The following is a 25,747-nucleotide window of genomic DNA, read 5'->3' as shown; positions in this document are numbered from 1 at the left end:
ACTTCCCCGCCCGGTCCGCACGGCACGTACCGTAACGGACAGATAGTCACATTTACGTAGTTATTGTCGTCCGGTGATCATTCCTGTACGACGCATCGCCGCCGTCTGCGCGCTGGGCGCCGCCCTCGCCGCCTGCGGATCGGCCGCGGGCCCGCGGACCGCCGAGCCGCCGGCGCGGTCCGCCCGCCCGTCGGCGGCCGGTCCCGCGCTCCCCCCGACCCTCGCCCCGGGCCCCGCCGGACTCACGCCCGTCTTCGAGAACGGCCCCCGCACGCGGGACCGGACCGTCGCGCTCACCTTCGACGCCGACATGACCGCGGACCAGGGGGCGCGCGCCGCCTCCGGTGAGCGCTTCGACAACCCCGGGCTGATCACCGCGCTGCAAGAGCTGAAGGTGCCGTCCACGGTGTTCATGACGGGGCGGTGGGCCGACGAGTACCCGGGCGAGGCCAGGTCCATCGGACGGGACCCGCTCTTCGAGGTCGCCAACCACTCCTACAGCCACCACGCCTTCACCGGCGACTGCTACGGCCTGCCGACGGTGCCGGAGGACCGGATGCGGTCGGACGTGGAGCGGGCCTTCGCCGCGTTCCGCCGGGCCGGCGTGCCGGACCCCAAGCCGTACTTCCGGTTCCCCGGCGGGTGCTACGACCGGCGGGCCCTGCGTGCCCTGAGCGGGGCCGGTGTCACCGCCGTGCAGTGGGACGTCGTGAGCGGGGACGCGTTCGCGACGGACGCCGACGCGGTGGCCCGGCAGGTGCTCGACGGGGTGCGGCCCGGTTCCGTCGTCGTCATGCACTGCACCCGCAGCGCCGCCCCGACGACCGAGCGGGCGGTCCGGACGATCGTGCCCGAGCTGCGGAAGAAGGGGTTCAGGTTCGTCCGGGTGTCCGAACTGATCGGCGCGGCGACGGGCGCGCACCACTCCTAGGTCCGGCCCCCGCCAGCAGGTGCCGGGACCGTTCTACGCTGGAGGGATGAGCGACTACTGCGGCACCGGAGCGGACTCGGAGACGGCACCCGGCGCGGCCCCGGCCGAGGCGGCGGGCGGACCGCCGTTCGCCGAGTGCGTGCAGTGCCGGAAGCCGACCGAGTACCCGGAGTCGTACCGCGGGATCACGCTGTGCCCGGTCTGCGAGTGGCAGGAAGCACAGCGCGCCGCCTGTTCCGGCTGACGGCAGAGGAGCCGGTCGGAGCGGGCCGCCGTGAGGTGCGCGCACCGGACCGTGGCCGCGTACGGAGCCGGGACGGCGTGACCCCGTCCGGCGCGGACGCCCTCGCACCGGCGTTCCGGAGCCCCCGTCCCTCGTGCCGGGGGCAGTGGCCGGACGCCCCCAGGTGGCGGTGCGGGTCGCGCGAACGGCGTCCGCTCCCCCGGGCCCGACCGCCCACCGAGGTGCCGATCTTGCGCCTGGCAGACTGGAGGGCGTGACCAGTGACCCGCGCCCAGCCGAACCCACCCCCGCCGGCGACAGCCCCTTCCGCTCCGAGCGCACCGCGCGCGACGAGGCGCCGCAGTTCGTGCTGCCCCTGGTCGTCCGCATCGAGAAGACCGCGCCCCCGGCCCGCACCGACGCGCTGGAGACCGCGGCGCGCGCCGTGCTCACGATCCTCGGCGACGAGCGGTCGCTCGGCGACGGGGAGTGGGCGCAGCTCATGCGGGACTGGCAGGACGCCCGGATCCGCAAGGTGGTGCGGCGGGCGCGCGGCGCCGAGTGGCGGCGAGCCGAAACCCTGCCCGGCATCACGGTGACCGGCAAGTCCGCCGAGGTCCGCGTCTTCCCGCCGGTGCCGCTGGACGGCTGGCCCAGGGACCTGGCCCGCCTCCAGGTCTCCGGCACCGACCTCGACGACCCGGAACCGCCGTCAGGCGCCGACCCGACGGCGCCCGTGCTGTGGCTGAGCCCCGACCTGGACATGTCGGCCGGCAAGGCGATGGCGCAGGCGGGGCACGGGGCCCAGCTGGCCTGGTGGGAGCTGTCGGACGAGGAGCGGGCGGCCTGGCGGGACAGCGGGTTCGCGCTCTCGGTCCGCACGGCCGCGCCCGCCGACTGGAGCCGGCTCACCGCGTCCGGGCTGCCGCTGGTGCGCGACGCGGGCTTCACGGAGATCGCGCCGGGGTCGTGCACCGTGGTCGCCGACCACCCCGCGCTGCGCCGCTGACACACCGGCCCGAACGATCGGCCGAGTCGACTGAACAGCACGGCCGTCCCGTACGTACCTCCTGACACTGGCCAAGCACAGGTTCCCAACGACCAGTTGGCATGTTCCCGGGAGGTTCATTTGCGGCGTATCAACGGTACGGCCCTCGTCATCGCGGCCCTCGTCGCCACCGTCGGCGCGCTCGCGTTCCCCGTGTGGTCGTACGCCGACCGCTCCGGCACGGGTCCGGCGAATCTCGCCGCCGGGACGGTGAACACCCAGTGGGGCCCCCTCTCCGCCTCCGACCGCGACCTGATCGTGCGCGTACGCCTCGCCGGGCTGTGGGAGCTCCCGGCCGGGCAGCAGGCGATCGAGCGGGCCCCCACGAAGGCGATCAAGGAGGCGGGCGACCACCTCATCGTCGGCCACACCGACCTCGACAAGCGGGTGCGGATCATCGCGGCCCAGCTCGGCGTCGAACTGCCGAACCAGCCGAACGAACAGCAGCAGGGCTGGCTCGACGAGCTGACGGCCGCTCAGGGCAAGGACTACGAGCGCAAGTTCGCGAACCTCCTGCGGTCCGCGCACGGCAAGATCTTCCCGGCCATCGGAGCGGTACGGAACAGCACCCGCAACACGCTGGTGCGGCAGCTCGCCTCGGACGCCAACCAGACCGTGCTCGATCACATCACGGTGCTGGAGAAGACCGGCGAGGTCGACTTCGACGCCATCGCCAACGACACGGCGGCCGGGGCGACCGCCAGCCCGACGGGGCCGCCCCCGCCCACCGTCGGGTCGTCCCCGGCCTCGGCGCCGCCCGCGGTGCCGTCCGGTGACGTCGACGTGTCGTCGAGCCCGTCGCCCGCGGCGCCCGGCGAGGTCAACACGAGCCGCCCCGACCCCACCGGCGACCCCGCCGGCGAAGTGCGATGACCGCGCTGATGCCCGCCGGGGGGCCCTCGGAACCTCAAATGTTGCTCTGAAGGTCCCCCCGGACGGGTTGGGCCCCGGTTCCCGGGGCCATCACCCCGTCACGCCGGAACAACCGGCCGGTGGTGGGGAACCGGCGCAGTCGACGGCACACGGGGTCCGGCCGGACGGGACGTGAACGCACAGGGGGGCAGGGACATGGAGCAGCTGGGGACGGGAATCGGCTGGCGTCCGGAGATCGCGGACGCCGTGGAGCGCATGCCCGGCATCGACTGGGTCGAGGCCGTGGCGGAGAACGTGTGCCCCGGGCACCTCCCCGAGTCGCTGCTCCGGCTGCGCGAGCGCGGTGTCACGGTCGTGCCGCACGGGGTCTCGCTGGGGCTCGGCGGCGCGGACCGGCCCGACGAGTCCCGCCTCACCGCCCTCGCCGAGCGGGCGCTGGCGCTGGGCGCGCCGCTCGTCACCGAGCACATCGCCTTCGTCCGCGCGGGCGGCCCGCTGACCGCGTCCCCGCTGCTGGAGGCCGGGCACCTGCTCCCCGTCCCGCGCACCCGGGACGCGCTGGACGTGCTGTGCGAGAACATCCGGATCGCCCAGGCCGTACTGCCCGTCCCGCTCGCCGTCGAGAACATCGCGGCGCTGGTCTCCTGGCCCGGCGAGGAGATGACCGAGGGGCAGTTCCTGTACGACCTCGTGGACCGCACCGGCGTACGGCTGCTCATCGACGTCGCGAACCTCCACACCAACCACGTCAACCGGGGCGAGGACCCCGCGAAGGCGCTGGACGAACTGCCGGTGGAGGCCATCGCCTACGTCCACGTCGCGGGCGGGTTCGAGCGCGACGGCGTGTGGCACGACAGCCACGCCCACCCCGTCCCCCGGCCCGTGCTCGACATCCTCGCCGACCTGGCCTCCCGGGTGTCGCCGCCCGGGGTGCTGCTGGAGCGGGACGAGAACTTCCCCGCCCCCGAGGAGCTGGAGCGGGAACTGACCGCGATCCGCGACACGCTGCGGACGGCGGCCCTCGTCGCATCGGGCGCCGGGGCGACCCGCGTCGCGGTCGGCGCCGGGGCGACCCGGACTCCCGCACCCCTCGGACCCACGGCCCCAACCCGGCCGACCTCGCCGACCTTGCCCCTGCCGTCCCCCGAGCCCGCCGTCGTGCCCGAGCGCGTCTCGACGGCTGGGCCCGTCTCCGCGCCGGAGCCGGTCTCCGTGGCCGAGCGCACCGCCGTGGCCGAGCCGGTCTCCGCACCCGAGCCGGTCTCCACGTCCGTAACCGAGCCGGTCGCCGTGCCCGTCACGGTCGGCGCGAGCGGGGTCGGCGGGCCGGCGCGGCAGCGGCTCGCGCTCGCCCAGGCCGCGCTGCTCTCCGCGCTCGTCGCGGGCACGCCGGTCCCGGAGGGCTTCGACCGGGTCCGCCTCGGCGTGCAGGCCCGGGCGCTCGCGGCCAAGCGCGCGGACGTGGTCGCCAAGGTGGCCCCGGAACTGCCCGGGATCCTCGGAGCGGCGTACCGGCCCGCCTTCCTCGCCTACGCGCAGCGGCACCCCATGACGGGCGGCTACCGGCAGGACGCCCTGGAGTACGCCGAGCACCTGCTGCTCGCCGGGCGCCCCGAGGACGCGGAGACCCGGCGCCGGCTGCGCGACTGGTGGCTGGACCGGTCCGGGCCCGCCCCGCGCTCCGCGCGCCCGGCGGCCCGTATCGCGCGGGCCACCCGCCGGGTCCTGCTGCGCCGCTGAGCCGGTCCCGGGCGCCGAGCGATGTGCCCGGGTTAACACCACCGGCGGCGCTCACGTGGCCCGTCGACGACTTGTGCCGGATTGCGGTGTTCTGCTGATGGACATATCCACCGCATCCGGCGTCCGCGCACCCCCGCTGAACCCGTTTTCCCTGTACGGCAGTTGGCGTATGGACCGCAGTAATATGCCAATCCGCACCCGAAGCGCACTAGCGTGCGGTGCCGCAACAGGAGGCACCATGCGATCCATCAACCGAAAAGGACTGGTCAGTGGAACCGGGCTCGTCATCGCGGGCCTGACGGCGACACTCGTCGCGCTGCTCTTCCCGATCTGGTCCTACGCGGACCGCTCCGGCACCGGGCTGGACACCCTGAACGCACAGACCGTGTCGACGCGGTTCGGGCCGCTGTCCGGGCTGGACCGGGAGTTCATCACCAAGGTCCGGCTGGCCGGCCTCTGGGAGCTGCCCGCCGGCCAGCAGGCGCAGGAGCGCGGCACCACCCAGGCCGTACGGACCGCCGGCGAACACCTCATCGAGGGCCACACCTTCCTCGACGCCCGCGTGCGCAACGTCGCCGCGCGGCTCGGACTCGAACTGCCCAACCAGCCCAACCCGCAGCAGCGCGAGTGGCTGGCGACGCTGGACGCGGCCCACGGGGCGGACTGGGACCGGGAGTTCGCGAACATCCTCCGCAAGGCCCACGGCAAGGTGTTCTCGGTGGTCGCGCAGGTCCGCGCGAGCACCCGCAACAGCCTCGTGCGCGACCTGGCCGACGACGCGAACACCACCGTGCTCGACCACATCAAGGTCCTCGAAGCCACCGGTTACGTCGACTTCGACGCCCTCGCCGAGGACGCGGCCACCGCCGCCCCGCCGCCGCTCACCAACTCCCCCGCCCCGCCCGGCCCCACGGCCTCCCCCAGCCCGCCGGTCCCGGTGACGCCCTCCCCGGGCTACCCGCTGCCGCCGGCCGCCTCCAGTCCCCGGTCACCGGAGGACTCCGAGGACGGCACACCGTCCACATCGTGAATACGGTGTGGCGCTCCCGGCCCGTGTCGCATAGAAATCCGCCATGTTCTGGGTCCTCCTCCTGCTCCTCGCCTGGGTCGCGACCGGCTCGGCCTGTGCCCGCCTGTGTCTGGCCGCCGTGCGCGCCGCCGCCGTGGACGAGCAGGCGGGCCGCGGACACGATCTGACGCTGTACGAGGCCGCGTTCCTGTCCGGCGGCCCCGCGCGGGTCGCCGATCTCACCCTGGTGTCGATGGCGCGCCGGCGCCGGCTGCTGCTCGCGCACACCGGCTGGGTGACCGTGGTGGACCCCGACGGGCGTGACGACATGGAGCGTTCGGTGCTGGGCGCGATAGGTCCGCGGGGGCAGTCGGAGATAGCGCCGGTGCGCAGGACCGCGGCGACGGCCGAGGCGGTGCGCCGGCTCGCCGACCACCTCGTCGCGGCCGGGCTCGCCGTGCCGGACGGGGCGCGCACGACGGTCGCCGGCGCGGTCCGCCAGGTCCGGGCCGCCGCCGCGGCCGTCCTCGCGCTGGGTGCCGTCGCCCTGCTGCTGCCCGGCCAGGACCCGGGCGACCGGGGGCTGGTCGCCCTGTGGTTCGCGTTCCCCCTCGTGCTGGCCCTGAGCTGCCTGGCCATCGCCCGCATCGAGGTCCACCCGTACACCCGCTGGGCCTCCCCGGCCGGTCAGCGGCTGCTGGGCGGCCTGTCCCGGCACTCCTCCGCCACGGGCGACGACCGTACGTACCTCACCGCCGTGGCCGTCCGGGGCGTCCGCGCGATCGGCGAACCGGAGCTGCGCGCGGCCTTCGCCCACCGGGAGCGCCCCCGCTAGGCGTGTCCCCGAGGGGGCGCATCGGGGGCATCGGGGCCGACACCGGCCGGGCGGTGCTTTACTTCGCCGTCCGCCGACCGAAACATCCCTTCTGTCGCTGCCGCGCACCGAAGGGATACGCGATGAGAGCCACCGCCCTCTGTTCCGCCGCCGGGTCCGTGCTCCTGACCGCCCTCGCCTCCGCACCCGCCGGCGGCCTGCCCGCGGACGCCGGGTACCGCCCGGCCCTCGCGGACTCCGCCGAGACCCGCGGCACCGCGCTGGCCGCCCGCCGCGCCGCAGCCGCCGGCATCCGCTTCGGCTCGTGCTCAGGCGACCAGGAGATGCCCGGCGCCCTGCGGTGCGGCACGGTCACGGTGCCGCTGGACTACGCGCACCCCGACGGCAAGCAGATCAGACTGACCGTCAGCCGCGCCGAGGCCACCGCCAGGGACCCGCGCGACCCGAAGCGCCCGGTGCCGCGGCAGGGGGCGCTCGTCTTCAACCCCGGTGGTCCCGGCGCCTCGGGCATGTACTTCCCGCTGGCCGGTCTGCTCCCCGAGTGGAAGCGGATCGGGGCGGCCTACGACCTCGTCGGCTACGCCCCGCGCGGAGTCGGCCGTTCCGCGCCGCTCTCCTGCCGGGACCCCCGGAAGCTCTCCCGGGGCCCCTCGCAGGCACCGACGTTCCCCTCCGAGTCGTACAAGAAGGAGCGCGTCGCGGAGGCGAAGGCGTACGCGCGCGGCTGCGCCCGCAAGGGGGGCGCCGGGCTGCGCCACTACACGTCGCTGAACAACGCCCGTGACCTGGACGTGCTGCGCGCCGCGCTCGGCGAGAAGAAGCTGACCTTCATGGGGGCCTCGTACGGCACCTACTTCGGGGCGCTCTACGCGACCCTGTTCCCGTCGCACGTGCGCCGCATGGTCTTCGACTCGGCGGTGAACCCCGATCCCGAGCAGATCTGGTACCGCACGAACCTCGACCAGTCGGCCGCCTTCGAGAGCCGCTGGGCGGACTTCCGCGCCTGGATCGCCCGGCACGACGAGGTGTACGGCCTCGGCCGCACCGCCCAGGAGGTCCTGCACAGCTACGAGAAGGCCCTCGCGCGCCTCGCCGCCGCACCGGCGGGCGGCAAGGTCGGCCCCGGGCAGCTCCAGGGGGCGTTCCTCCAGGCCGGGTACTACGACGACTACTGGCCGCAGCGCGCCCTGGCCCTGTCCGCCTACCTGAAGGGCGATCCGAAGCCGCTGGTCCAGCAGGCGGGACCGTATCCGGAGGCGGCCCGCGAGCAGGAGAACGCCCGCGCGGTCTACACCGCCGTCGAGTGCAACGACGCCCCCTGGCCGACCGACTGGCGCGTCTGGGACCGCGACAACACGGACCTCGCCCGCGTGGCGCCCTTCGAGACCTGGGACAACGTGTGGGCGAACCTGCCGTGCGCGTACTGGAGCGGACCCCGGCAGCGGCCGCTCGACGTGCGCACGCTCCCCGGTGAACTGCCGCCCACGCTGATCCTGGCGGCCGAACTCGACGCGGCCACGCCGTACGAGGGCGCCCGGGAGCTGCGCCGGCGGCTGTCCGGCTCGGCCCTGGTGACCGAGCGGGGCGCGGGCACGCACGGCATCGCGGGCGGGCCCAACCGGTGCGTCAACGGCCACCTGGACGCGTATCTGCTGGAGGGCCGGCTCCCGCTGTACGGCGCCGACTGCGCCCCCCGTGCGGAGCCGAGGCCGGTGGCGCCGGGCGACCGCGCGAAGGCGGCCCCCGGCGTCCCGTGGCGTGCCGGTCAGGCCAGGCCGGCGACCAGTTCGGCGACGTCCTTGCGGCGGCCGGTGTAGAACGGGACCTCTTCGCGGACGTGCATCCGGGCCTCGGAGGCACGCAGGTGACGCATGAGGTCGACGATGCGGTAGAGCTCGTCGGCCTCGAAGGCGAGGATCCACTCGTAGTCGCCCAGGGAGAACGAGGCGACGGTGTTGGCGCGCACGTCCGGGTAGCCGCGCGCCATCTTGCCGTGGTCGGCGAGCATGCGGCGCCGGTCCTCGTCGGGCAGCAGGTACCAGTCGTAGGAGCGCACGAACGGGTAGACGCTGATGTAGTTCCGGGGCGTCTCGTCGGCGAGGAACGCCGGGATGTGCGAGCGGTTGAACTCGGCGGGGCGGTGCAGCGCCATGTTCGACCACACCGGCTCCAGGGCGCGGCCCAGGCGGGTGCGGCGGAAGAGGTTGTACGCCTCCTGGAGCTGGTCGCTGGTCTCGGCGTGCCACCAGATCATCAGGTCCGCGTCGGCGCGCAGCCCGGACACGTCGTACGTGCCGCGGACGGTCACGTCCTTCGCGGCGAGCTGGTCGAACAGCTCCTGGACCTCTTCGGCGTAGCCCGCGCGGTCGTCGGGGAGGACGTCACGGAGCTTGAAGACGGACCACAGCGTGTAGCGGATGACCTCGTTGAGGTCCTTGGCCAGCTTGCCCTTGTTCGGGATCTTGGCGGGGGCGTCGTCACTCATGGGGCTATTCTCCCGCGCCGCCGTGCAGACTCTGCACCGGGTTCGCGCTCAGCGCGTCCAGCCCGCCGCGGTCGCCGCCGAGCGCGTCGACGGCGGCGTGCGCGCTCGCGATGCAGGCGGGGATGCCCACTCCGTCGTACGCGGCGCCGCAGACGGCGAGGCCGGGGAGTGCGGCGACGTGCTCGCGGACGCGGGCCACGCGCGCGTGGTGTCCGACGGGGTACTGCGGCAGGCCGTCGTACCAGCGCGTGACGCGGGTGGCGACGGGCGCGGCGGACAGACCGGTGGCCTCCCGCAGGTCGTGCCGGGAGACGTCGACGAGGTCCTCGTCGTCCCGGTCGAGCACCTCGGTCTCCCCGTACCGGCCGACGGAGGTCCGCACGACGAGCAGTTCGGGGTTCTCCTCGTCGATCCAGGCCCACTTGCGGGAGGCGAAGGTGGACGCCTTGATGGTGCGCCCGTCGACGGGCGGCACCAGGAAACCGCTGCCCTCGGGCAGTGCGGCGTCCCGGCGGCGGTAGGCGAGGGTGATGAGCGCCATGGAGGCGTACTCGACGGCGGCCAGCTCGGCCGCGGCGGCGGGCGCCTCGGTGCGCAGCAGGGCGGCTGCCGCCGGCGCGGGCAGGGCGAGCACGACGGCGTCGGCGTGCAGGACCCGGTCGCCGGCGACGATCCGCCAGCGGGCTCCCGGCCGTTCCAGCGGGCCGGTGCGGCGCAGCTCCGTCACCGGTGCGCCGGTGACGATGTCACCGCCCCGGGCGCGGACCGACTCGGCGACCGAGAGCGGCAGTTGCCCCACCCCGCCGGTGACGCCCATGAACACCGGCCCGGTCTGCGGGCCGCGGGCGGCCTTGTCCTGGATGTCCCGGACGGCCTCGGTCAGCGAGTCGTGGGCACGGGCGGCCCGGAAGAGCTGCGGGACCGCGGAGCGCATCGAGATGCGGTAGGCGTCGCCCGCGTACACCCCGCCGAGGAGCGGTTCCACGAGGCGGTCCACGACCTCCCGGCCGAGCCGTTCGGCGACGTACGCGCCCACCGCCACGTCGTCGCCGATCTCCGTGCGCGGCAGCTCGGCGTCGCGTTCGATGCGGCGCAGTCCCTCGTCCGACAGCAGTCCGGCGAGGGCGGAGGCGGTGCCGGGGACGCCCATGACGTGGCCCTTGGGCATGGGCCGCAGGGCGCCGCGGGTCCAGATCGAGGCCGTGGCGGTGGCGGGCGGTGCGAGCCGGTCCGCGAGGCCCACCTCGCGGGCCAGCGCGACCGCCTCGGGGCGCCGGGCGAGCATGGACTCGGCGCCGAGGTCGACCCGGGCGCCCGCGATCTCGCCGGGCAGCAGCTTCCCGCCCAGCCGCTCGGAGGCCTCCAGGACGGTCACCTCCACGCCGGCGGCCAGCAGCCGGTGGGCCGCCGCCAGTCCCGCGATGCCGCCGCCGACGACGACGGCCCGGCCCGAGCCCGTACGAGTGTCCTGTGCACGCATGCCCCCACCCTCTCAGACCCCGCGGACGGTCCCCGCGCGAGCCCGGTGTCCCCCGCGAGTCCTTTCCGTGACCGCATCGGAACCGGATCCGGCCAACGTCCCGGCCCGCCCGGGCGTCGAAGGAGCGTCAGTCGTCACGACGCCCCCGGGGGGATGCCCACATGCAGACACGACGCTCGGTACGACCTGTCCAGGCTCTGGCGGGAGTCCTCCTCGCCGCCGCTCTCGCGCTGACGGGCTGCGGCGGCGCCGACTCCGCCGACGGCGGCTCCGACGCGGGCGGCAAGGCGTTCGACTCGGGTGCCCGGGAGCAGGACGCGAAAGCCGCGGACGGCGGCGGGAGCGGCAGGGGCAGCGCCGGCGCGCAGTCCAGGCCGACCGCCGCGCCGAAGGCCGCCGCGAGCCACATCATCCGCACGGCCTCGCTGACCGTGCAGGTCAAGGACGTCCCCGACGCCCTGGCCGACGCCCGCACCACCGCGGAGGACGCGGGCGGCTTCGTCGGCAGCGAGACGACGAGGCGGGACGAACGCGGCCACGAGCGGACCCGGGTCGTCCTGCGCGTGCCCGTCGAGCGGTACGAGGAGGTGCTCGACGACCTGGAGGGGTCGGGCAAGCTCCTCGCCCGCACCGGGAAGGCGCAGGACGTCACGGAGCAGGTCGTCGACGTGGAGAGCCGCGTCAAGTCGCAGCGTGCCAGCGTCGCCCGGATCCGCGAGCTGATGGACAAGGCCACCAAGCTCGCCGACGTGGTCACCCTGGAGGGCGAGCTGAGCAGCCGTCAGGCCGACCTGGAGTCCCTGCTCGCCCAGCAGGCCTCCCTGAAGGACCGCACGAGCCTGGCCACGATCACCCTGTCCCTGACGCAGACCCCGGTGAAGAAGGCCGGCACGGAGGACGAGGACCCGGGCTTCCTGGACGCGCTGGCGGGCGGCTGGCACGCGTTCGTCACCACGCTCCGCTGGATCGCGGTCGCCTTCGGCGCGGTGCTCCCGTTCCTCGCGGGCGCGGCGCTGCTCGTCCTGCTGTGGGCGCGCCTGGTGCGGCCCCGGCTGTCGCGCCGGACGGCGCCGGCCCCCTCGGGCGGTGCGCTGCCCGTCGCCCCGCCCGTCCGTCCGCAGGCCGGGGGCCGCGCGGAGGCACGCGGGGAGGGGGCCCGGGAGCAGGACTGAAATGCCGTGTCCCCGTAGCGTGTTCACATGAGCATGAGCCCTGTGAGCGGTACCGGCGGGAAGAAAGAGCGACTGGTCGTGATCGGCGGCGACGCGGCGGGCATGTCCGCCGCGTCGCAGGCACGCCGGCTGCGGAGCGCGGACGAGCTGGAGATCGTGGCGTTCGAGCGGGGCCACTTCACCTCCTACTCGGCGTGCGGGATCCCGTACTGGGTGGGCGGTCAGGTCGCGGGCCCGGACGAGCTGATCGCGCGTTCCCCGCAGGAGCACCGCGAGCGCGCCATCGACCTCCGGATGCGGACGGAGGTCGTGGAGATCGACGTCCCGGGCGCCCGGGTCCGCTCCCGGCACGTCGACTCCGGCGCCGAGGAGTGGACCGGGTACGACAAGCTCGTGATCGCGACCGGGGCGCGCCCCGTCCGCCCCGACCTGCCCGGCGTGGACGCGCCCGGGGTGCACGGTGTGCAGACCCTGGACGACGGCCAGGCCCTCCTGGACACGCTGGCCGGCACCGAGGGGCGGCACGCGGTGGTCGTCGGCGCCGGCTACATCGGCGTGGAGATGGCCGAGGCGCTCATCAACCGCGGCTACGAGGTGACGGTCGTCAACCGCGGCAGGGAGCCGATGTCCACGCTCGATCCGGACATGGGCCGCCTGGTGCACACGGCCATGGAGGGCATGGGCATCACCATGGTGAACGACGCCGAGGTGACGAAGATCCTCACCGGTGACGACGGCCGGGTCCGCGCGGTCGCCACCCAGGACGCCGAGTACCCCGCGGACGTCGTGGTGCTCGGCATCGGCGTACGCCCCGAGACCGCGCTGGCGCAGGCGGCCGGGCTGCCCGTCGGTGAGCACGGGGGGCTGCTCACGGACCTGGCGATGCGGGTCCGCGGGCACGAGGACATCTGGGCGGGCGGCGACTGCGTCGAGGTGCTGGACCTGGTCTCCGGACGCGAGCGGCACATCGCGCTGGGCACGCACGCGAACAAGCACGGGCAGGTCATCGGCAGCAACGTGGGCGGCGGGTACGCCACCTTCCCGGGGGTCGTCGGCACGGCGGTGAGCAAGGTCTGCGAACTGGAGATCGCCCGCACCGGGCTGCGGGAGAAGGACGCGCACCGCGTCGGGCTGCGGTTCGAGTCGGTCACCGTGGAGTCGACGAGCCGCGCGGGCTACTACCCGGGCGCGGCGCCGATGACGGTGAAGATGCTCGCCGAGCACCGCACGGGACGGCTGCTGGGCGTGCAGATCGTGGGCCGCGAGGGCGCGGGCAAGCGGGTCGACATCGCCGCGGTGGCGCTCACCGCGGGCATGACGGTGGAACAGATGACGGCACTGGACCTCGGGTACGCGCCGCCGTTCTCCCCGGTCTGGGACCCGGTCCTGGTGGCGGCCCGCAAGGCGGTGGCGGCGGTGCGCGACGGCGCCCGCTGAGCGGGGTACCGGCGGCGCGGCGGCGTCCGCCGCGCCGGACCCGCCGCGTCAGGCGGACTCGTGCTGCCCGGTCCCGTTGATCCGCTCGATGGCCTGCCGGGCCTGTTCAGCGGGCGGGCGCCCCGGCAGCGAGGAGACGGAGCCCGATACAGGCACCGTCGAGGCCGGCGCGGTGGCCGGTTTCGCGTGGGCGGCCGGGCGGGCCGAGCGCAGCCGGTGGCTGACGGCCTCGTCGAGGGTGACCGGGCGCTGCATGCGCGCGGCGAGCCGGCCGGCCTCCTGGCCGAGCGCGGCGAGGTCCTCCCAGGGCAGGTGCAGCACCAGGGCGATCTCGGCCTCGCCGTCGGGCAGGGCGTGCATCGGAGGAGTAACTCGCTCGTTCATCGCCTGTGTCCTCACGTCTTCCTCGCCGCGGCTTCCTCGCGCCACGGGCGGTCGAGGAGTCATACGCGGGCGCGGACGGGCCCGTTCACCGATTCGGCCCACGGATCGAGGGCAGTAATCCGGTGTGGTCATCCCCGTCCATGACGTGAATCCGGCGCGCCGTACGCCGTACGTGACGTACGCGCTGATCGCGGCCGGCGTCCTCGTGTTCCTCTTCACGCCGGGCATCGCCGGTTCGGTGGCGGGCCAGAGCGAACTGGCGCAGCTGTGCCACCTCCAGGCGTTCCTCGACCAGTACGCCGTGGTGCCGCGGGAGCTCGTCCACCACCGGATGCCGGACCTCGTGCCGACCGGCGCGATCGGCGTGGGCCCGCAGGGGCCGGGTTGCCTGGTGGGCCCGCCGGACTACGACAAGTCGCCGGCGCTGTCGGTCCTGTCGGCGATGTTCCTGCACAGCAGCTGGCTGCACCTGCTCGGCAACATGCTCTTCCTGCTGATCTTCGGCAACAACATCGAGGACCGGCTGGGGCACGTGCGGTTCGCACTGTTCTACGTCGCCTGCGGCTACGCGGCGGCGTACGGCTTCGCGCTGCTGAACGACGACTCGGGGGACCCGCTGATCGGCGCCTCCGGGGCGATCGCCGGGGTCCTCGGCGCGTATCTGGTGCTCTATCCGAAGGCCAGGGTCTGGGTGCTCGTCCCGTTCCTGGTGTTCCTGCCGCTGCGGCTGCCCGCGTGGATCGTGCTGGGCTTCTGGTTCGTGCTCCAGGCGGTGTACTCGTCCGGCGGCGGGGTCTCCGACGCGGGGACGGTGGCGTACGCGGCCCACGTGGTCGGCTTCCTGGCGGGCATGCTGCTGGCCTGGCCGCTGCGTCCGGGCACCCCGCCCCCGCCGGAGCCGCGCAGCCTGCTGTGGGGCAGGCAGGCGCGGCACGCGTGAGGATCCGTCAGCGGGCGGTGTGCGTGTGGACGTGCTCGACGAGGCGGGTCAGCGCGTCCGGGTCCGTGGTCGGCAGGACACCGTGGCCCAGGTTGAAGATGTGGCCCTCCAGACCGGCGGCGGCGTCGAGCACCTCGCGGGTCTTGGTCCGCACGGCGTCGGTCGTGGAGAACAGGACGGCCGGGTCGAGGTTGCCCTGGAGCGCCTTGCCGGGGCCGACGCGGCGGGCGGCCTCGTCCAGCGGGACGCGCCAGTCGACGCCGACGACGTCCGCTCCGGCCTCGCCCATCAGGCCCAGCAGCTCGCCGGTGCCGACACCGAAGTGGATGCGCGGGACGCCGTATCCGGCGACGGAGTCGAACACCTTCGCCGAGGCGGGCATCACCGAGCGGCGGTAGTCGGCCGGGGCCAGCGCGCCGACCCAGGAGTCGAAGAGCTGGACGGCGCTCGCGCCGGCCTCGATCTGCACCTTCAGGAACGCGGAGGTGATCTCGGCGAGACGGTCGAGCAGGTCGGCCCACAGCTGCGGGTCGCCGTACATGAGCGCCTTGGTGTGCTCGTGGTTCTTGGACGGGCCGCCCTCGACGAGGTAGCTCGCGAGAGTGAAGGGCGCGCCCGCGAAACCGATGAGCGGGGTCTCGCCCAGCTCGGCCGTGAGCAGCTTGATCGCCTCGGTGACGTAGGAGACGTCCTCGGGGGTCAGGTCGCGCAGCTGCGCGAGGTCGGCGCGGGTACGGATCGGGTTCTCGACGACCGGGCCGACGCCCGGCTTGATGTCGAGGTCGATGCCGATGGCCTTGAGCGGGACGACGATGTCGCTGAAGTAGATCGCCGCGTCCACGCCGTGCCGGCGGACCGGCTGGAGGGTGATCTCGGCGACCAGCTCGGGCCGCATGCAGGACTCCAGCATGGGGATGCCCTCGCGCACCTTCAGGTACTCGGGGAGTGAGCGCCCGGCCTGCCGCATGAACCACACCGGCGTGTGGGGCACGGGCTCGCGCCTGCACGCCTTGAGGAAGGCGGACTCGTACGTGGCTGTCGGCTGCTGGCCCGTCGGGCGGCGATCGTTGGCACTCACGACGGAAAGTCTCGCACGGTCCGCGGGCGGTCCCGTCCCGGGCACGGGCGCCCGCGCCGGGGCGCGTTCGTACGGCGTGATCCGGACAGTGGCGCCGTCCACGGGTGTCCTTCCCTGCGCGGAGGCCCCGTTCCCCTTAATCTTCCCCGCATGGCTGCGGCTCAGGGACGACTGTCGGACGGCGCTGGCGGGATGGACGACTCGAAGGAGGGGGAACGGGATGCGGGGGACGCGGCTCCGCTGCCCTTCCGGGCCGCCGTCGAGGCGCTGAGAGCCGCGCGGCCGCGGCCGGAGATCGAGATCGACCCGACGCGCCCGCCGCAGCGCCTGGCTCCCTACGCGTACGCGCTGGAGGCCGCGGTCGTCCAGGACGACGAGGACCTGGCCGACGGCCGGCTCGTCCTGCTGCACGACCCGGCGGGGCACGACGCCTGGCAGGGCTCCTTCCGTCTGGTGACGCTGGTCCGGGCGGAGCTGGAACCGGAGATGGCGGCCGACCCGCTGCTGCCCGAGGTCTGCTGGTCCTGGCTGACCGGCGCGCTGCAGGCCCGCGGCCTGTCGTACGGCGAGCCGAGCGGCACCGTCACGCGCGCGAGTTCGCACTACTTCGGCGGCCTCGCGGAGCGCCCCTCCGCCTCCCAGATCGAGATCCGCGCGTCGTGGACGCCGCGGGAGGGCCTCGGCGGCGTCCCGGACACCTCCGCCCATCTCGCCGCGTGGTGCGATCTGCTGTGCCAGGTCGCGGGGCTGCCGCCGGCGGGCCCGGGTGACGCGTCGGTGGTGACCCTCCCGCAGCGCCGGGGCCCACAGTCCCGCTGAGCCCCGTACCGACGACCTCTCCCTCACGAGCGCACCGGCCTTGCGGCCGGTGCGCTTTCGCATGTGCCGGCCGGCCCTCTCCCGTCCGTGCGACCCGCGTCGCCCCCCGGTCAGGACCCTCGGCTGATCGTCCCTTTGTCGATACGACCACTTTCGGACGCGTAATGACGCGGATCGACTCGGTTCGATCTTCGGATGATCGATCGCGTGTCCGAATTGCACGGATTGTTACTCACTAAATCGTGATCATTCTCTAAAGGCGCACGGGTTTGATGCCGAAGACGTCTGTGACCTTCCAAGCACGGTTCATCCCGGCTTCATCCCCCCAGCCGGTCCCCCCGTCCCCGCACCCCAGGAGGCCTGGTGTCCGTTCTCCTTGAGCAGCCCGCAAGCCTGGTCGCCTACCGCCCGAACAAGCCGACCGCCATGGTGGTCGTGGCAGACCCACGGGTCCGTTCCACCGTCACACGCCACCTGTGGGCGCTCGGAGTACGCGACGTCATCGAGGCGTCGTCCGTCGCGGAGGCCCGTCCCCGAATCGGCAACCCGCGCGACATCTGTGTCGCCGAAGTCCACCTGCCCGACGGCAGCGGGCTCACCCTGCTGTCCGAGACCAGAGCCGCGGGCTGGCCCAACGGCCTCGCCCTCTCCGCCGCCGACGACATCGGTGCCGTGCGCAACGCCCTCGCGGGCGGCGTCAAGGGCTACGTCGTCACCGGTACGCGGACGAACCTGGGACTGCCCAACCGCCCCGGCGCCGCCCCCCTCGGCGGCGCGGCCCGTATGCACCGCCGTCCCCCGGGTGCCCCGAGCCACCCGGGCGGCTACCGCGAACTGTCCGGCCGCGAGGTCGAGGTGCTCCGCCTCGTCGCGGAGGGCCAGTCGAACAAGGCCATCGGCGTCTCGATGGGCCTGTCCGCGCTGACCGTCAAGAGCCACCTCGCCCGCATCGCCCGCAAGCTCGGCACGGGCGACCGCGCCGGCATGGTCGCGGTGGCGCTGCGGACCGGCATCATCCACTGACCCCCCGAGGGGTCCTCCCCGAACGTGAACCGGAACTTTCACCCCCCTGTCCGGTTTACGACCCCCAGACGCCCGCCGACGGAACGTTCCGTCGGCGGGCGTCGTCCATACACAGATACTCTTGACAGGTGACCGACGCCCAAGAGACCGCAGCAGACAGCTCACTGCGAACCACCGGAGGCGCCCCTCCGGACGACGTCGAACTGGCGCCGATCCCTTTGCTCGAGCCCCGCGAGGGCATTCCGCCCGTGATCGCCGACGACGCCTCGCTCGCCGAGATGATCGCCGCCTTCGCCGCCGGGACCGGCCCCGTGGCCGTCGACGCCGAACGCGCGTCCGGGTACCGATACGGCCAGCGCGCGTATCTGGTGCAGCTGCGCCGCGAGGGGGCCGGCACCGCGCTGATCGACCCCGTGGCCTGTCCCGACCTCTCGGGACTCGGCGAGGCGATCTCCGGTGTCGAGTGGGTGCTGCACGCCGCCACCCAGGACCTGCCGTGCCTGCGGGAAATAGGCATGATCCCCGCCAGCCTGTTCGACACCGAGCTGGCCGGCCGCCTGGCCGGGTTCCCCCGGGTCGGGCTCGGCGCGATGGTCGAGAGCGTCCTGGGCTACGTCCTGGAGAAGGGCCACTCCGCCGTCGACTGGTCGACACGCCCGCTGCCCGAACCGTGGCTGCGCTACGCCGCGCTCGACGTCGAGCTGCTCGTCGACCTGCGGGACGCGCTGGAGAAGGAACTGGACCGGCAGGGCAAGCTCGACTGGGCCCGCCAGGAGTTCGACGCGATCGCGCAGGCCGACCCGGCGCCGCCGCGCAAGGACCCCTGGCGCCGTACGTCGGGCATGCACAAGGTGCGCAGGCGCCGGCAGATGGCCGTGGTGCGGGAGCTGTGGCAGGCCCGGGACCAGGTCGCGCAGCGCCGGGACATCTCGCCCGGCAAGGTGCTCGGGGACGCGGCGATCGTCGAGGCGGCGCTGTCCCTGCCCGCCAACGTGCACGCCCTCGCCGCGCTGAACGGCTTCGGGCACCGCATGGGCCGCCGTCAGCTGGAGCAGTGGCAGAGCGCCGTGGACCGCGCGCGGGCGCTGCCGGACTCCGAGCTGCCGCAGCCCGGGCAGCCGGTCACCGGTCCCCCGCCGCCGCGCGCCTGGGCCGACAAGGACCCGGAGGCCGCGGCACGGCTGTCCGCCGCGCGGGCCGCGGTCTCGGCGCTCGCCGAGCGGCTGAACATGCCGCAGGAGAACCTGATCGCGCCCGACACCGTGCGCCGGGTCTGCTGGGAGCCGCCGGCCGCGCCCGACGCCGACTCGGTCGCCGCCGCGCTCGCCGCTCACGGGGCGCGCGCCTGGCAGGTCGAGCAGGTCACGCCGGTCCTGGTGGCCGCGCTGCGGTCCGGGACGGCCAAGGCCTGACGGTCCGCCCGACGGCGCCGGTCGGGCAGCCGTCGCGGACGAACGCCGTGCGGTGAGCGGCGGTGAGCGGTCAGGACGATCGGGGCCGGGAGGGGACGAGTGTCCCGGCCGGGGTCGTCCGACGGCACCCGCCCGCGGCCGTCCGCGCCCTCCGGCGGCCCCGGCACGGCGGAACGGCGACGTCGAGTTCACGCCAAGATCCCGGGCGGCCGTCCGCTGCACCCCTGGCGGCGGTAGCGGCGTCCCGGGGTGCGGTGCGGGACTGCCCACCGCTCCCCCGGGCCCTCGCGGGACGCCTCGGCGCCGCGCTCCGTGTGTGACCTTCGCCGCTCCCGGCCGGGGGACTGGGCAGCATGGTTACCCGCAAGTAGCATGAAGGGGTGAGCGCGCGCTCAGGCGTATGCGCCGCGCAGCAGTGCCATCCCGCATCTGGAGGAGAGCCATCGTGCCTCGTACCGTCAGGGACGTCGTCTTCGTCGACGGCGTCCGCACCCCGTTCGGCAAGGCGGGCCCGAAGGGCATCTACCACGAGACCCGCGCCGACGACCTCGTCGTGAAGGCCATCCGGGAGCTGCTGCGCCGCAACCCCGGCCTGGACCCCAAGCAGATCGACGAGGTCGCCATCGCCGCGACCACGCAGATCGGTGACCAGGGCCTGACGCTGGGCCGCACGGCCGGCATCCTCGCCGGGCTCCCCCAGTCGGTCCCCGGCTACTCCATCGACCGCATGTGCGCGGGCGCGCTGACCGCCGTCACGACCACCGCGGGCTCCATCGCCTTCGGCGCGTACGACGCCGTCATCGCCGGTGGTGTCGAGCACATGGGCCGCCACCCGATGGGCGAGGGCGTGGACCCGAACCCGCGCTTCGTGTCGGACAAGCTGGTCGACGAGTCGGCCCTGTTCATGGGCATGACCGCGGAGAACCTGCACGACCGGTACCCGCACATCACCAAGCAGCGCGCCGACGAGTACGCCGTGCGCTCGCAGGAGAAGGCCGCCAAGGCGTACGCCAACGGCAAGATCCAGGCCGACCTGGTGCCGATCTCGGTGCGGAACACCAACGCGGAGGTCGGTGAGACGGGCTGGGGCCTGGTCACCGCCGACGAGCCGATGCGCCCGGGTACGACGCTGGAGAACCTGGCCGGCCTCAAGACGCCGTTCCGCGTCCACGGCCGGGTCACCGCGGGCAACGCCGCCGGTCTGAACGACGGCGCCACCGCGTCGATCATCGCGTCCGAGGACTTCGCGCGCGAGCACGGCCTGCCGGTCAAGATGCGCCTGGTCTCCTACGCCTTCGCGGGCGTCGAGCCCGAGGTGATGGGCTACGGCCCGATCCCGGCCACCGAGAAGGCCCTCGCCAAGGCCGGCCTGTCGATCGAGGACATCAACCTCTTCGAGGTCAACGAGGCGTTCGCCGTCCAGGTCCTCGCCTTCCTGGACCACTACGGCATCGCGGACGACGACGCGCGCGTCAACCAGTACGGCGGCGCCATCGCGTTCGGCCACCCGCTCGCCTCCTCCGGCGTCCGTCTGATGACGCAGCTGGCCCGCCAGTTCGAGGAGCAGCCGGAGGTCCGTTACGGCCTCACCACCATGTGCGTCGGCTTCGGCATGGGCGCCACGGTGATCTGGGAGAACCCGCACCACAAGGACGCCGGAGGCGACAAGTGACCACCGCTGAACTCCTGAAGGGCGCAGCCGAGCTGTTCCCTGACGAGGTCGTGACCTCGGCGCACGTACGCCACCTCGACCTGCCGTTCAACGGCGGGCGCTTCGCGCTCGTCACGCTGGACAACGGCTTCGACCACACCAAGCCGACCACCTTCGGCCCGCAGTCGCTGGCGAACCTCGACGCCGCGATCGACCAGGTCGAGCGGGAGGCCGCGGCGGGCGAGATCGTCGGCGTCGGCCTCACCGGCAAGCCGTTCATCTTCGCGGTCGGCGCCGACCTCAAGGGTGTCGAGCTGCTGAAGAACCACGACGACGCGCTCGCCATCGGCAAGGGCGGCCACGAGGTCTTCAAGCGCCTGTCCGGCCTCGCGGTCCCCACCTTCGCGTACTACAACGGCGCGGCGATGGGCGGCGGCGTCGAGGTCGGCCTGCACTGCAAGTACCGCACGGTCTCCGCGTCCATCGCGGCCTTCTCGCTCCCCGAGGTCTTCCTCGGCCTGGTCCCCGGCTGGGGCGGCTGCGCCCTGCTGCCGAACCTGATCGGCGCCGACAAGGCCGTCTCGGTGATCATCGAGAACTCGCTCAACCAGAACAAGCAGCTCAAGGGCCACCAGGTCTACGAACTGGGCATCGCCGACGCCCTGTTCGAGGGTGCCGACTTCCTGGAGCAGTCCCTGCTGTGGACGGCGTCCGTCCTCAAGGGCGAGATCGTCGTCGAGCGCCCCGAGGTCGACCGCGGCGAGGCCTGGGACCAGGCCGTCGCCAAGGGCCGCTTCGTCGCGGACTCCAAGGTGCACGGCGCCGCCCCGGCCGCCTACCGCGCCCTGGACATCATCGCCGCCGCCAAGAACGGCGACCTCCAGCAGGGCTTCGACGCCGAGGACACGGCGCTCGCCGACCTGATCATGGGCGGCGAACTGCGCGCCGGCATCTACGCGTTCAACCTGGTGCAGAAGCGCGGCAAGCGTCCTGCGGGTGCCCCGGACAAGTCGCTCGCGCGTCCGGTCACCAAGGTCGGTGTCGTCGGCGCCGGTCTGATGGCCTCCCAGCTCGCGCTGCTGTTCCTGCGCCGCCTGGAGGTCCCGGTCGTCCTCACGGACATCGACCAGGAGCGCGTCGACAAGGGTGTGGGCTACGTCCACGCCGAGATCGAGAAGCTGCTCGGCAAGGGCCGCATCAACCAGGACAAGGCCAACCGCCTCAAGGCCCTGGTCACCGGTGTGCTGGACAAGGCCGAGGGCTTCTCCGACGCCGACTTCGTCATCGAGGCCGTCTTCGAGGAGATCGGCGTCAAGCAGCAGGTGTTCGCGGAGGTCGAGGCGGTCGCCCCGGCGCACGCGATCCTCGCCACCAACACCTCCTCGCTCTCCGTCTCGGAGATGGCGTCGAAGCTGAAGAACCCCGAGCGGGTGGTGGGCTTCCACTTCTTCAACCCGGTCGCGATCCTGCCGCTGCTGGAAATCGTGCGCGGCGAGCAGACCGACGACGCCTCGCTGGCCACGGCCTTCGCCGTCGCCAAGAAGCTGAAGAAGACCGCGGTCCTGGTGAAGGACGCCCCGGCGTTCGTCGTGAACCGCATCCTCACCCGCTTCATGGGCGAGATCCAGAACGTCATCGACGAGGGCACCCCCGTCGAGGTCGCGGAGAAGGCGGTGGAGCCCCTGGGCCTGCCGATGTCTCCCCTGGTCCTGCTGGAGCTGGTCGGCCCCGCGATCGGCCTGCACGTCTCGGAGACCCTCAACCGGGCCTTCCCGGACCGCTTCACGGTCTCCCCGAACCTCGCGGCCGTCGTCAAGGCGGGCAAGCGCGGCTTCTACGTCTACGACTCCGGGAAGCCGGAGCTGGACCCGGAGGTCGCCGCGCTGCTGAAGCAGGGCGACGTCGTCCTGACCGAGGAGCAGGTCCGGGACCGCGTGCTCGACGCCGTCGCCCAGGAGATCGGGCTCATGCTCGACGAGGGTGTCGTCGCCGAGGCGCAGGACATCGACCTCTGCCTGATCACCGGCGCCGGCTGGCCCTTCCACCTGGGCGGCATCACGCCGTACCTGGACCGTGAGGGCGTCTCGGAGCGGGTGAACGGCAAGAAGTTCCTGGCGCCGGGCGTGGCGAGCGTTCCCGCGTAACCGCCGCCCGAGTCACCCGTTGCCCGGCACGCCGACTGGTGTGCCGGGCAACGGCGTTCACGGGGCCGGACCCGAACTCCCCGGCCCGGTCACGGCGTTCACACCGCCCGCCATGCCTCCAGGGCGAGGCCCGGTTCGTCCTTGCGGCGGGTGACGAGGAGTTCGCCGGACGGGGCGAGGCTCGCCGCGACCACGCGGTCCTCCTCGTCCCTGGTCAGCGACACCACGGCGCCGTCGGGCAGCCGGGGGCCCGAGGGCGCCCACCAGGCGCCCGCGGCCTCCTCCTCGGTCGGATAGGCGGCGAAGGCGACCCGGCCGTCGGCCGCGATCTGGGCGAGCAACGTGCAGTCGTGGCCGTCCAGTTCGGTGCGGACGGCCGCGACGGGGCCCGGTCCCGCGGCGGCGAGCAGCGCGACGGGATCGGTGCCCGGGCGCCAGACGCACAGCGCGTCCGACTCGTCCGTGTAGAAGAGCGAGGTGGACTCGGCGGAGGTCGCGAGCGCGCGGAGCGTGCCGGGCCGTACGGGGGCCTCCACGGTCTCGTGCAGGACCGGCTGGGCGCCGGGCTCCTCCTGCCGCCAGTGCAGCAGCACGCCCGGGGCGCAGGCGTACAGCTCGACCCGGCCCGACTCCCCCGTCACGGCGGCGAGGCCGGTGTGGACGTCCTGTCCCTTGAGGTCGCGGAAGGGTCCCCAGCCGCCCTTCTCCTTCTGGCCGAGCATGCTCACCCCGCCGCTCCCGTTGCGCACGAAGACGTGGGCCCGGCCCTGCGCGTCGACGGCGACGGCCGGGATGCCGGTGCGGTCGCCGGTCCTGTCCGGGTGTCCGAGCGGGACCCAGTCCAGGGCCGCGAGACGGGCGCGGAAGTGCGTGGAGTGGACGAGGCCCGACTCCTTGGGGACCGTCGGCCGCCAGGACACCAGATGGGCGTAGCCGTCCGCCCCCTGGCCGACGGCGAGCACGGGATGCAGGCGCTGGTCGCCGCCGACGACCCGCGCCGGGTCCCAGGGGCCCCCGGGCCCGCGCTCGGCACGGCACAGGACAGCGGCGTCGGACAGCAGGTACACGCTCAGCCTGCCGTCGCGCCCGCGCAGGAACCAGCCCCCGTTCACCACCGTCGACACAGGCTCACTCTAATTCGGCGGTCCCGGCGGGCGTGGACGGGGCCTCCCGGGCGGCGGGCACTCTGGCAGGGTGGCCCCATGACGACCGTGACGACCCTGCTCATCGTGGACGGCGCGAACGTGGTGGGTTCCGTGCCCGACGGCTGGTGGCGCGACCGCCGGGGTGCCGCCGTACGCCTGCGGGACCGGCTCGCCGGCCTCGCGGAGCACGGGCTGCCCGGCCGGCCCGGCCCTGTGGAGATCGTCCTGGTGCTGGAGGGCGCGGCCCGCGGCGTGGAGTCCGTCCCGGGGGTGCGCGTCGAGGACGCCCCGGGCAGCGGCGACGACCGGATCGTGGAACTGGCGTCGGCGTCACCGGACCGCGCCCGTCTCGTCGTCACCGCCGATCGCGCACTGCGGGACCGGGTGACCGCGGTCGGCGCGGAGGTCGTGGGTCCGCGCGCGGTGAACGGTCAGTCCTGACCCCGGGCGGGTACGTAGAGCACCGCCCCGGCGACCTCGCCGACGGCCACGTACCGCTCGGCCAGCAGCCGCCGCAGTGAGGGCACCCGCTCGGGGCGGTACGGCCGGCCGCGCGAGTCGTCGACGATCAGCGCCGGCGGGCGGGCGGCCATCTCCTCGCGGAACACCGGCCAGGTGCCCTCCACGCCGTACCTCTCGCCCACCCGGGGGCCGTCGCGCCCGCCGCTGTAGTTGGTGAGCAGACCGGCCGTCAGATAGCGGCTGGCGGGCTCGCGGTGGGCGAGCCAGTAGACCTCCGGGTGTATGCCCCACACCAGGACGCGGTCGCCCGGTGCCGTCCGGCGGGCCACCGTGTCGGCGAGGCGCTGCGCGTGTGTGAGGTCGGACCGGGGGGCGAGAGCGCCCCAGGAGAGGAAGAGCGCGCAGCAGCAGGCCGACGTCAGCACCGCCGTCACCAGGCGCTCCCGCGGCAGGATCTGGAGCGCCGCCGTCGCCAGCAGCGCGATCGGCGGGAGGAGTTGCAGGTAGTAGTGGCCGAAGAAGTGGAACCCCGCGGACACCGCCACGACGGAGGTGCCCAGCCACAGCCACAGGTCCGCGGGTCCCGTACGGGTGAGGCGCAGCGCGCGGACGACGGGCGGGATCAGCCCCGCGCAGGCCACGGCGAGGATCGCGGTGTTGACCGCCGCCCGGGTCAGCACGTGCGGTCCCGACCCGGTGAAGCTCGCGTAGGAGCCCGAGCCGGTGACCGTCCAGAACAGGAAGCCGGCCGGGCCGGTGAGCAGCGCGGCGCCCAGCACCGGCAGGGTGGCGCCGGCCGCCGTGCGCAGTGCGGCGGCCCGTCCCGCGCCGTCCCGGTACAGCAGCCACAGCACCGGCACGAGTACCGCGCCGCCCGTCTGCTTCACCAGGAACGCGCAGGCGACGGCGGCTCCCGCCGCGCCCCAGCGGCGCCGGTCGGCGCACCACATCGCGGCCGCCGTGCACGGCAGTATGAACACCTCGAAGGTCGCGGCCTGCGCGTCCTCGGGGTTGAGCCCGACGGAGGCCAGCAGGTACAGCGTCCCCGCCGTGCGGCCGGCTCCGGCGCCCCATCTGCGCCGTGCCAGGGAGGCCAGGAGCAGCGCGGTCAGCAGCTGGGCGACGACGGCGAGGACCCGTACGGGGGTCAGCGATCCGGAGCCGAAGACGGCGAAGGCGCCCTGGTAGAGCCAGGGCAGCAGCGGCGGCTTGCGGTCCACGACCGTCTCGTAGAGGTCTCCGCCGTCCGCGAGGAGCCGCGCCTGGACGGCGAGGAATCCCTCGTCCGGGTTCCACAGCGGCCGCAGGAAGGAGGGCACGCGGGTCGCGCAGGCCAGCAGCGCCAGCGCGGGCACCAGCCGCCCCCAGTAGGCGCGGCGCCCGAGCCGCCGGGAGCCGGGCAGGGAGCGTGCGGGGGCGAGGGGGCCGGCGAGCATACGGTGCACGCTATCCGGCC

23 protein-coding genes are annotated in these 25,747 nt (G+C 73.9%); 17 read left to right on the top strand and 6 right to left on the bottom strand.

The window, feature by feature from the left end:
• Positions 1–73: 73 nt before the first annotated feature.
• From ACZ4VA_RS08935 to ACZ4VA_RS08900, 8 genes are all read left to right on the top strand, one after another.
• Positions 74–931, top strand: a complete 858-nt coding sequence (locus ACZ4VA_RS08935) for a polysaccharide deacetylase family protein (protein WP_356174501.1) — start codon at positions 74–76, stop codon at positions 929–931.
• 46 nt (positions 932–977) lie between these two features.
• Positions 978–1,175, top strand: coding sequence for a hypothetical protein (locus ACZ4VA_RS08930; RefSeq protein WP_356174498.1), 198 nt, complete (start codon positions 978–980; stop codon positions 1,173–1,175).
• 253 nt (positions 1,176–1,428) lie between these two features.
• Positions 1,429–2,163, top strand: a complete 735-nt coding sequence (locus tag ACZ4VA_RS08925) for an aminoacyl-tRNA hydrolase (RefSeq protein WP_468080525.1) — start codon at positions 1,429–1,431, stop codon at positions 2,161–2,163.
• Between the two features lie 120 nt (positions 2,164–2,283).
• On the top strand, positions 2,284–3,075 hold the full coding sequence (locus tag ACZ4VA_RS08920) for a DUF4142 domain-containing protein (RefSeq protein WP_355785826.1): 792 nt from the start codon (positions 2,284–2,286) through the stop codon (positions 3,073–3,075).
• A gap of 195 nt (positions 3,076–3,270) precedes the next feature.
• Positions 3,271–4,815: an MbnB/TglH/ChrH family RiPP precursor modification enzyme gene (locus ACZ4VA_RS08915; RefSeq protein ID WP_468080523.1), complete on the top strand. Its 1,545-nt coding sequence runs from the start codon at positions 3,271–3,273 to the stop codon at positions 4,813–4,815.
• A gap of 238 nt (positions 4,816–5,053) precedes the next feature.
• Positions 5,054–5,845, top strand: coding sequence for a DUF4142 domain-containing protein (locus ACZ4VA_RS08910; protein WP_389390308.1), 792 nt, complete (start codon positions 5,054–5,056; stop codon positions 5,843–5,845).
• 43 nt (positions 5,846–5,888) lie between these two features.
• Positions 5,889–6,659 carry a TIGR04222 domain-containing membrane protein gene (locus ACZ4VA_RS08905; protein ID WP_468080521.1) on the top strand — a complete coding sequence of 257 codons (771 nt, stop codon included), beginning with the start codon at positions 5,889–5,891 and terminating at the stop codon, positions 6,657–6,659.
• Between the two features lie 122 nt (positions 6,660–6,781).
• The gene (locus tag ACZ4VA_RS08900; RefSeq protein WP_468080519.1) at positions 6,782–8,476 is read left to right on the top strand and encodes an alpha/beta hydrolase; all 1,695 of its coding nucleotides are present in this window, start codon (positions 6,782–6,784) and stop codon (positions 8,474–8,476) included.
• Here ACZ4VA_RS08900 and hemQ read toward each other — a convergent pair.
• The gene (gene hemQ / locus ACZ4VA_RS08895) at positions 8,425–9,144 is read right to left on the bottom strand and encodes a hydrogen peroxide-dependent heme synthase (RefSeq protein WP_355794162.1); all 720 of its coding nucleotides are present in this window, start codon (positions 9,142–9,144) and stop codon (positions 8,425–8,427) included. The genes ACZ4VA_RS08900 and hemQ overlap by 52 nt on opposite strands.
• A gap of 4 nt (positions 9,145–9,148) precedes the next feature.
• On the bottom strand, positions 9,149–10,624 hold the full coding sequence (gene hemG, locus ACZ4VA_RS08890; RefSeq protein WP_468080516.1) for a protoporphyrinogen oxidase: 1,476 nt from the start codon (positions 10,622–10,624) through the stop codon (positions 9,149–9,151).
• Between the two features lie 161 nt (positions 10,625–10,785).
• On the opposite strand from hemG, the gene ACZ4VA_RS08885 reads away from it, so the two are divergent.
• Together ACZ4VA_RS08885 and ACZ4VA_RS08880 are read left to right on the top strand one after the other, a co-directional pair.
• Complete coding sequence (locus ACZ4VA_RS08885) at positions 10,786–11,796, top strand: DUF4349 domain-containing protein (RefSeq protein WP_355792950.1); 1,011 nt, start codon at positions 10,786–10,788, stop codon at positions 11,794–11,796.
• A 27-nt stretch (positions 11,797–11,823) separates the two neighbouring features.
• The gene (locus ACZ4VA_RS08880; RefSeq protein ID WP_355792948.1) at positions 11,824–13,233 is read left to right on the top strand and encodes an FAD-dependent oxidoreductase; all 1,410 of its coding nucleotides are present in this window, start codon (positions 11,824–11,826) and stop codon (positions 13,231–13,233) included.
• A 48-nt stretch (positions 13,234–13,281) separates the two neighbouring features.
• Here ACZ4VA_RS08880 and ACZ4VA_RS08875 read toward each other — a convergent pair whose 3' ends face one another.
• Positions 13,282–13,617 (bottom strand): hypothetical protein, encoded by a 336-nt coding sequence (locus tag ACZ4VA_RS08875; protein WP_355786585.1) that lies wholly within the window; start codon positions 13,615–13,617, stop codon positions 13,282–13,284.
• Positions 13,618–13,741: 124 nt separating this feature from the next.
• Here ACZ4VA_RS08875 and ACZ4VA_RS08870 point away from each other — a divergent pair, with 124 nt between their 5' ends.
• Positions 13,742–14,557 carry a rhomboid family intramembrane serine protease gene (locus ACZ4VA_RS08870; RefSeq protein WP_355786587.1) on the top strand — a complete coding sequence of 272 codons (816 nt, stop codon included), beginning with the start codon at positions 13,742–13,744 and terminating at the stop codon, positions 14,555–14,557.
• A gap of 7 nt (positions 14,558–14,564) precedes the next feature.
• Here the strand turns inward: ACZ4VA_RS08870 and hemE are convergent, their stop codons facing one another.
• Complete coding sequence (hemE, locus tag ACZ4VA_RS08865) at positions 14,565–15,635, bottom strand: uroporphyrinogen decarboxylase (protein ID WP_355786589.1); 1,071 nt, start codon at positions 15,633–15,635, stop codon at positions 14,565–14,567.
• 192 nt (positions 15,636–15,827) lie between these two features.
• Here hemE and ACZ4VA_RS08860 point away from each other — a divergent pair, with 192 nt between their 5' ends.
• The 5 genes from ACZ4VA_RS08860 to ACZ4VA_RS08840 all read left to right on the top strand — a co-directional run bounded on the left by ACZ4VA_RS08860 (position 15,828) and on the right by ACZ4VA_RS08840 (position 22,684).
• On the top strand, positions 15,828–16,454 hold the full coding sequence (locus ACZ4VA_RS08860) for a DUF3000 domain-containing protein (RefSeq protein WP_388903399.1): 627 nt from the start codon (positions 15,828–15,830) through the stop codon (positions 16,452–16,454).
• A 363-nt stretch (positions 16,455–16,817) separates the two neighbouring features.
• Complete coding sequence (locus tag ACZ4VA_RS08855) at positions 16,818–17,477, top strand: helix-turn-helix transcriptional regulator (protein WP_356174473.1); 660 nt, start codon at positions 16,818–16,820, stop codon at positions 17,475–17,477.
• Between the two features lie 128 nt (positions 17,478–17,605).
• On the top strand, positions 17,606–18,889 hold the full coding sequence (locus tag ACZ4VA_RS08850; protein WP_356174470.1) for a ribonuclease D: 1,284 nt from the start codon (positions 17,606–17,608) through the stop codon (positions 18,887–18,889).
• A gap of 445 nt (positions 18,890–19,334) precedes the next feature.
• A complete protein-coding gene (locus tag ACZ4VA_RS08845; RefSeq protein ID WP_355783915.1) occupies positions 19,335–20,561 on the top strand; it encodes a thiolase family protein in 1,227 nt (408 codons plus the stop codon).
• A complete protein-coding gene (locus tag ACZ4VA_RS08840) occupies positions 20,558–22,684 on the top strand; it encodes a 3-hydroxyacyl-CoA dehydrogenase NAD-binding domain-containing protein (RefSeq protein WP_356174467.1) in 2,127 nt (708 codons plus the stop codon). Before ACZ4VA_RS08845 ends, ACZ4VA_RS08840 begins: the two co-directional genes overlap by 4 nt.
• 98 nt (positions 22,685–22,782) lie before the next feature.
• Here ACZ4VA_RS08840 and ACZ4VA_RS08835 read toward each other — a convergent pair whose 3' ends face one another.
• Positions 22,783–23,796, bottom strand: a complete 1,014-nt coding sequence (locus tag ACZ4VA_RS08835; RefSeq protein WP_468080734.1) for a PLL family lectin — start codon at positions 23,794–23,796, stop codon at positions 22,783–22,785.
• A 90-nt stretch (positions 23,797–23,886) separates the two neighbouring features.
• Here ACZ4VA_RS08835 and ACZ4VA_RS08830 point away from each other — a divergent pair, with 90 nt between their 5' ends.
• Positions 23,887–24,270 carry a PIN domain-containing protein gene (locus ACZ4VA_RS08830; RefSeq protein ID WP_355783910.1) on the top strand — a complete coding sequence of 128 codons (384 nt, stop codon included), beginning with the start codon at positions 23,887–23,889 and terminating at the stop codon, positions 24,268–24,270.
• Here ACZ4VA_RS08830 and ACZ4VA_RS08825 read toward each other — a convergent pair.
• On the bottom strand, positions 24,261–25,727 hold the full coding sequence (locus tag ACZ4VA_RS08825; RefSeq protein WP_355783908.1) for an ArnT family glycosyltransferase: 1,467 nt from the start codon (positions 25,725–25,727) through the stop codon (positions 24,261–24,263). The two genes, ACZ4VA_RS08830 and ACZ4VA_RS08825, sit on opposite strands and share 10 nt — an antisense overlap.
• Positions 25,728–25,747 lie beyond the last annotated feature (20 nt).

Source organism: Streptomyces sp. NPDC028308 (genome assembly GCF_055565855.1).
This window is presented reverse-complemented; position numbering and strand designations above follow the sequence as displayed.

Excerpts from the sequence above, each read along its gene's own strand:
- ACZ4VA_RS08825 (WP_355783908.1), bottom strand. The coding sequence starts at position 25,727 with ATGCTCGCCGGCCCCCTCGCCCCCGCACGCTCCCTGCCCGGCTCCCGG.
- ACZ4VA_RS08915 (WP_468080523.1), top strand. The coding sequence starts at position 3,271 with ATGGAGCAGCTGGGGACGGGAATCGGCTGGCGTCCGGAGATCGCGGAC.
- ACZ4VA_RS08880 (WP_355792948.1), top strand. The coding sequence starts at position 11,824 with ATGAGCATGAGCCCTGTGAGCGGTACCGGCGGGAAGAAAGAGCGACTG.
- ACZ4VA_RS08830 (WP_355783910.1), top strand. The coding sequence starts at position 23,887 with ATGACGACCGTGACGACCCTGCTCATCGTGGACGGCGCGAACGTGGTG.
- hemG (WP_468080516.1), bottom strand. The coding sequence starts at position 10,624 with ATGCGTGCACAGGACACTCGTACGGGCTCGGGCCGGGCCGTCGTCGTC.
- ACZ4VA_RS08930 (WP_356174498.1), top strand. The coding sequence starts at position 978 with ATGAGCGACTACTGCGGCACCGGAGCGGACTCGGAGACGGCACCCGGC.
- ACZ4VA_RS08860 (WP_388903399.1), top strand. The coding sequence starts at position 15,828 with ATGGACGACTCGAAGGAGGGGGAACGGGATGCGGGGGACGCGGCTCCG.
- ACZ4VA_RS08885 (WP_355792950.1), top strand. The coding sequence starts at position 10,786 with ATGCAGACACGACGCTCGGTACGACCTGTCCAGGCTCTGGCGGGAGTC.
- ACZ4VA_RS08905 (WP_468080521.1), top strand. The coding sequence starts at position 5,889 with ATGTTCTGGGTCCTCCTCCTGCTCCTCGCCTGGGTCGCGACCGGCTCG.
- hemQ (WP_355794162.1), bottom strand. The coding sequence starts at position 9,144 with ATGAGTGACGACGCCCCCGCCAAGATCCCGAACAAGGGCAAGCTGGCC.
- ACZ4VA_RS08875 (WP_355786585.1), bottom strand. The coding sequence starts at position 13,617 with ATGAACGAGCGAGTTACTCCTCCGATGCACGCCCTGCCCGACGGCGAG.
- ACZ4VA_RS08910 (WP_389390308.1), top strand. The coding sequence starts at position 5,054 with ATGCGATCCATCAACCGAAAAGGACTGGTCAGTGGAACCGGGCTCGTC.
- ACZ4VA_RS08900 (WP_468080519.1), top strand. The coding sequence starts at position 6,782 with ATGAGAGCCACCGCCCTCTGTTCCGCCGCCGGGTCCGTGCTCCTGACC.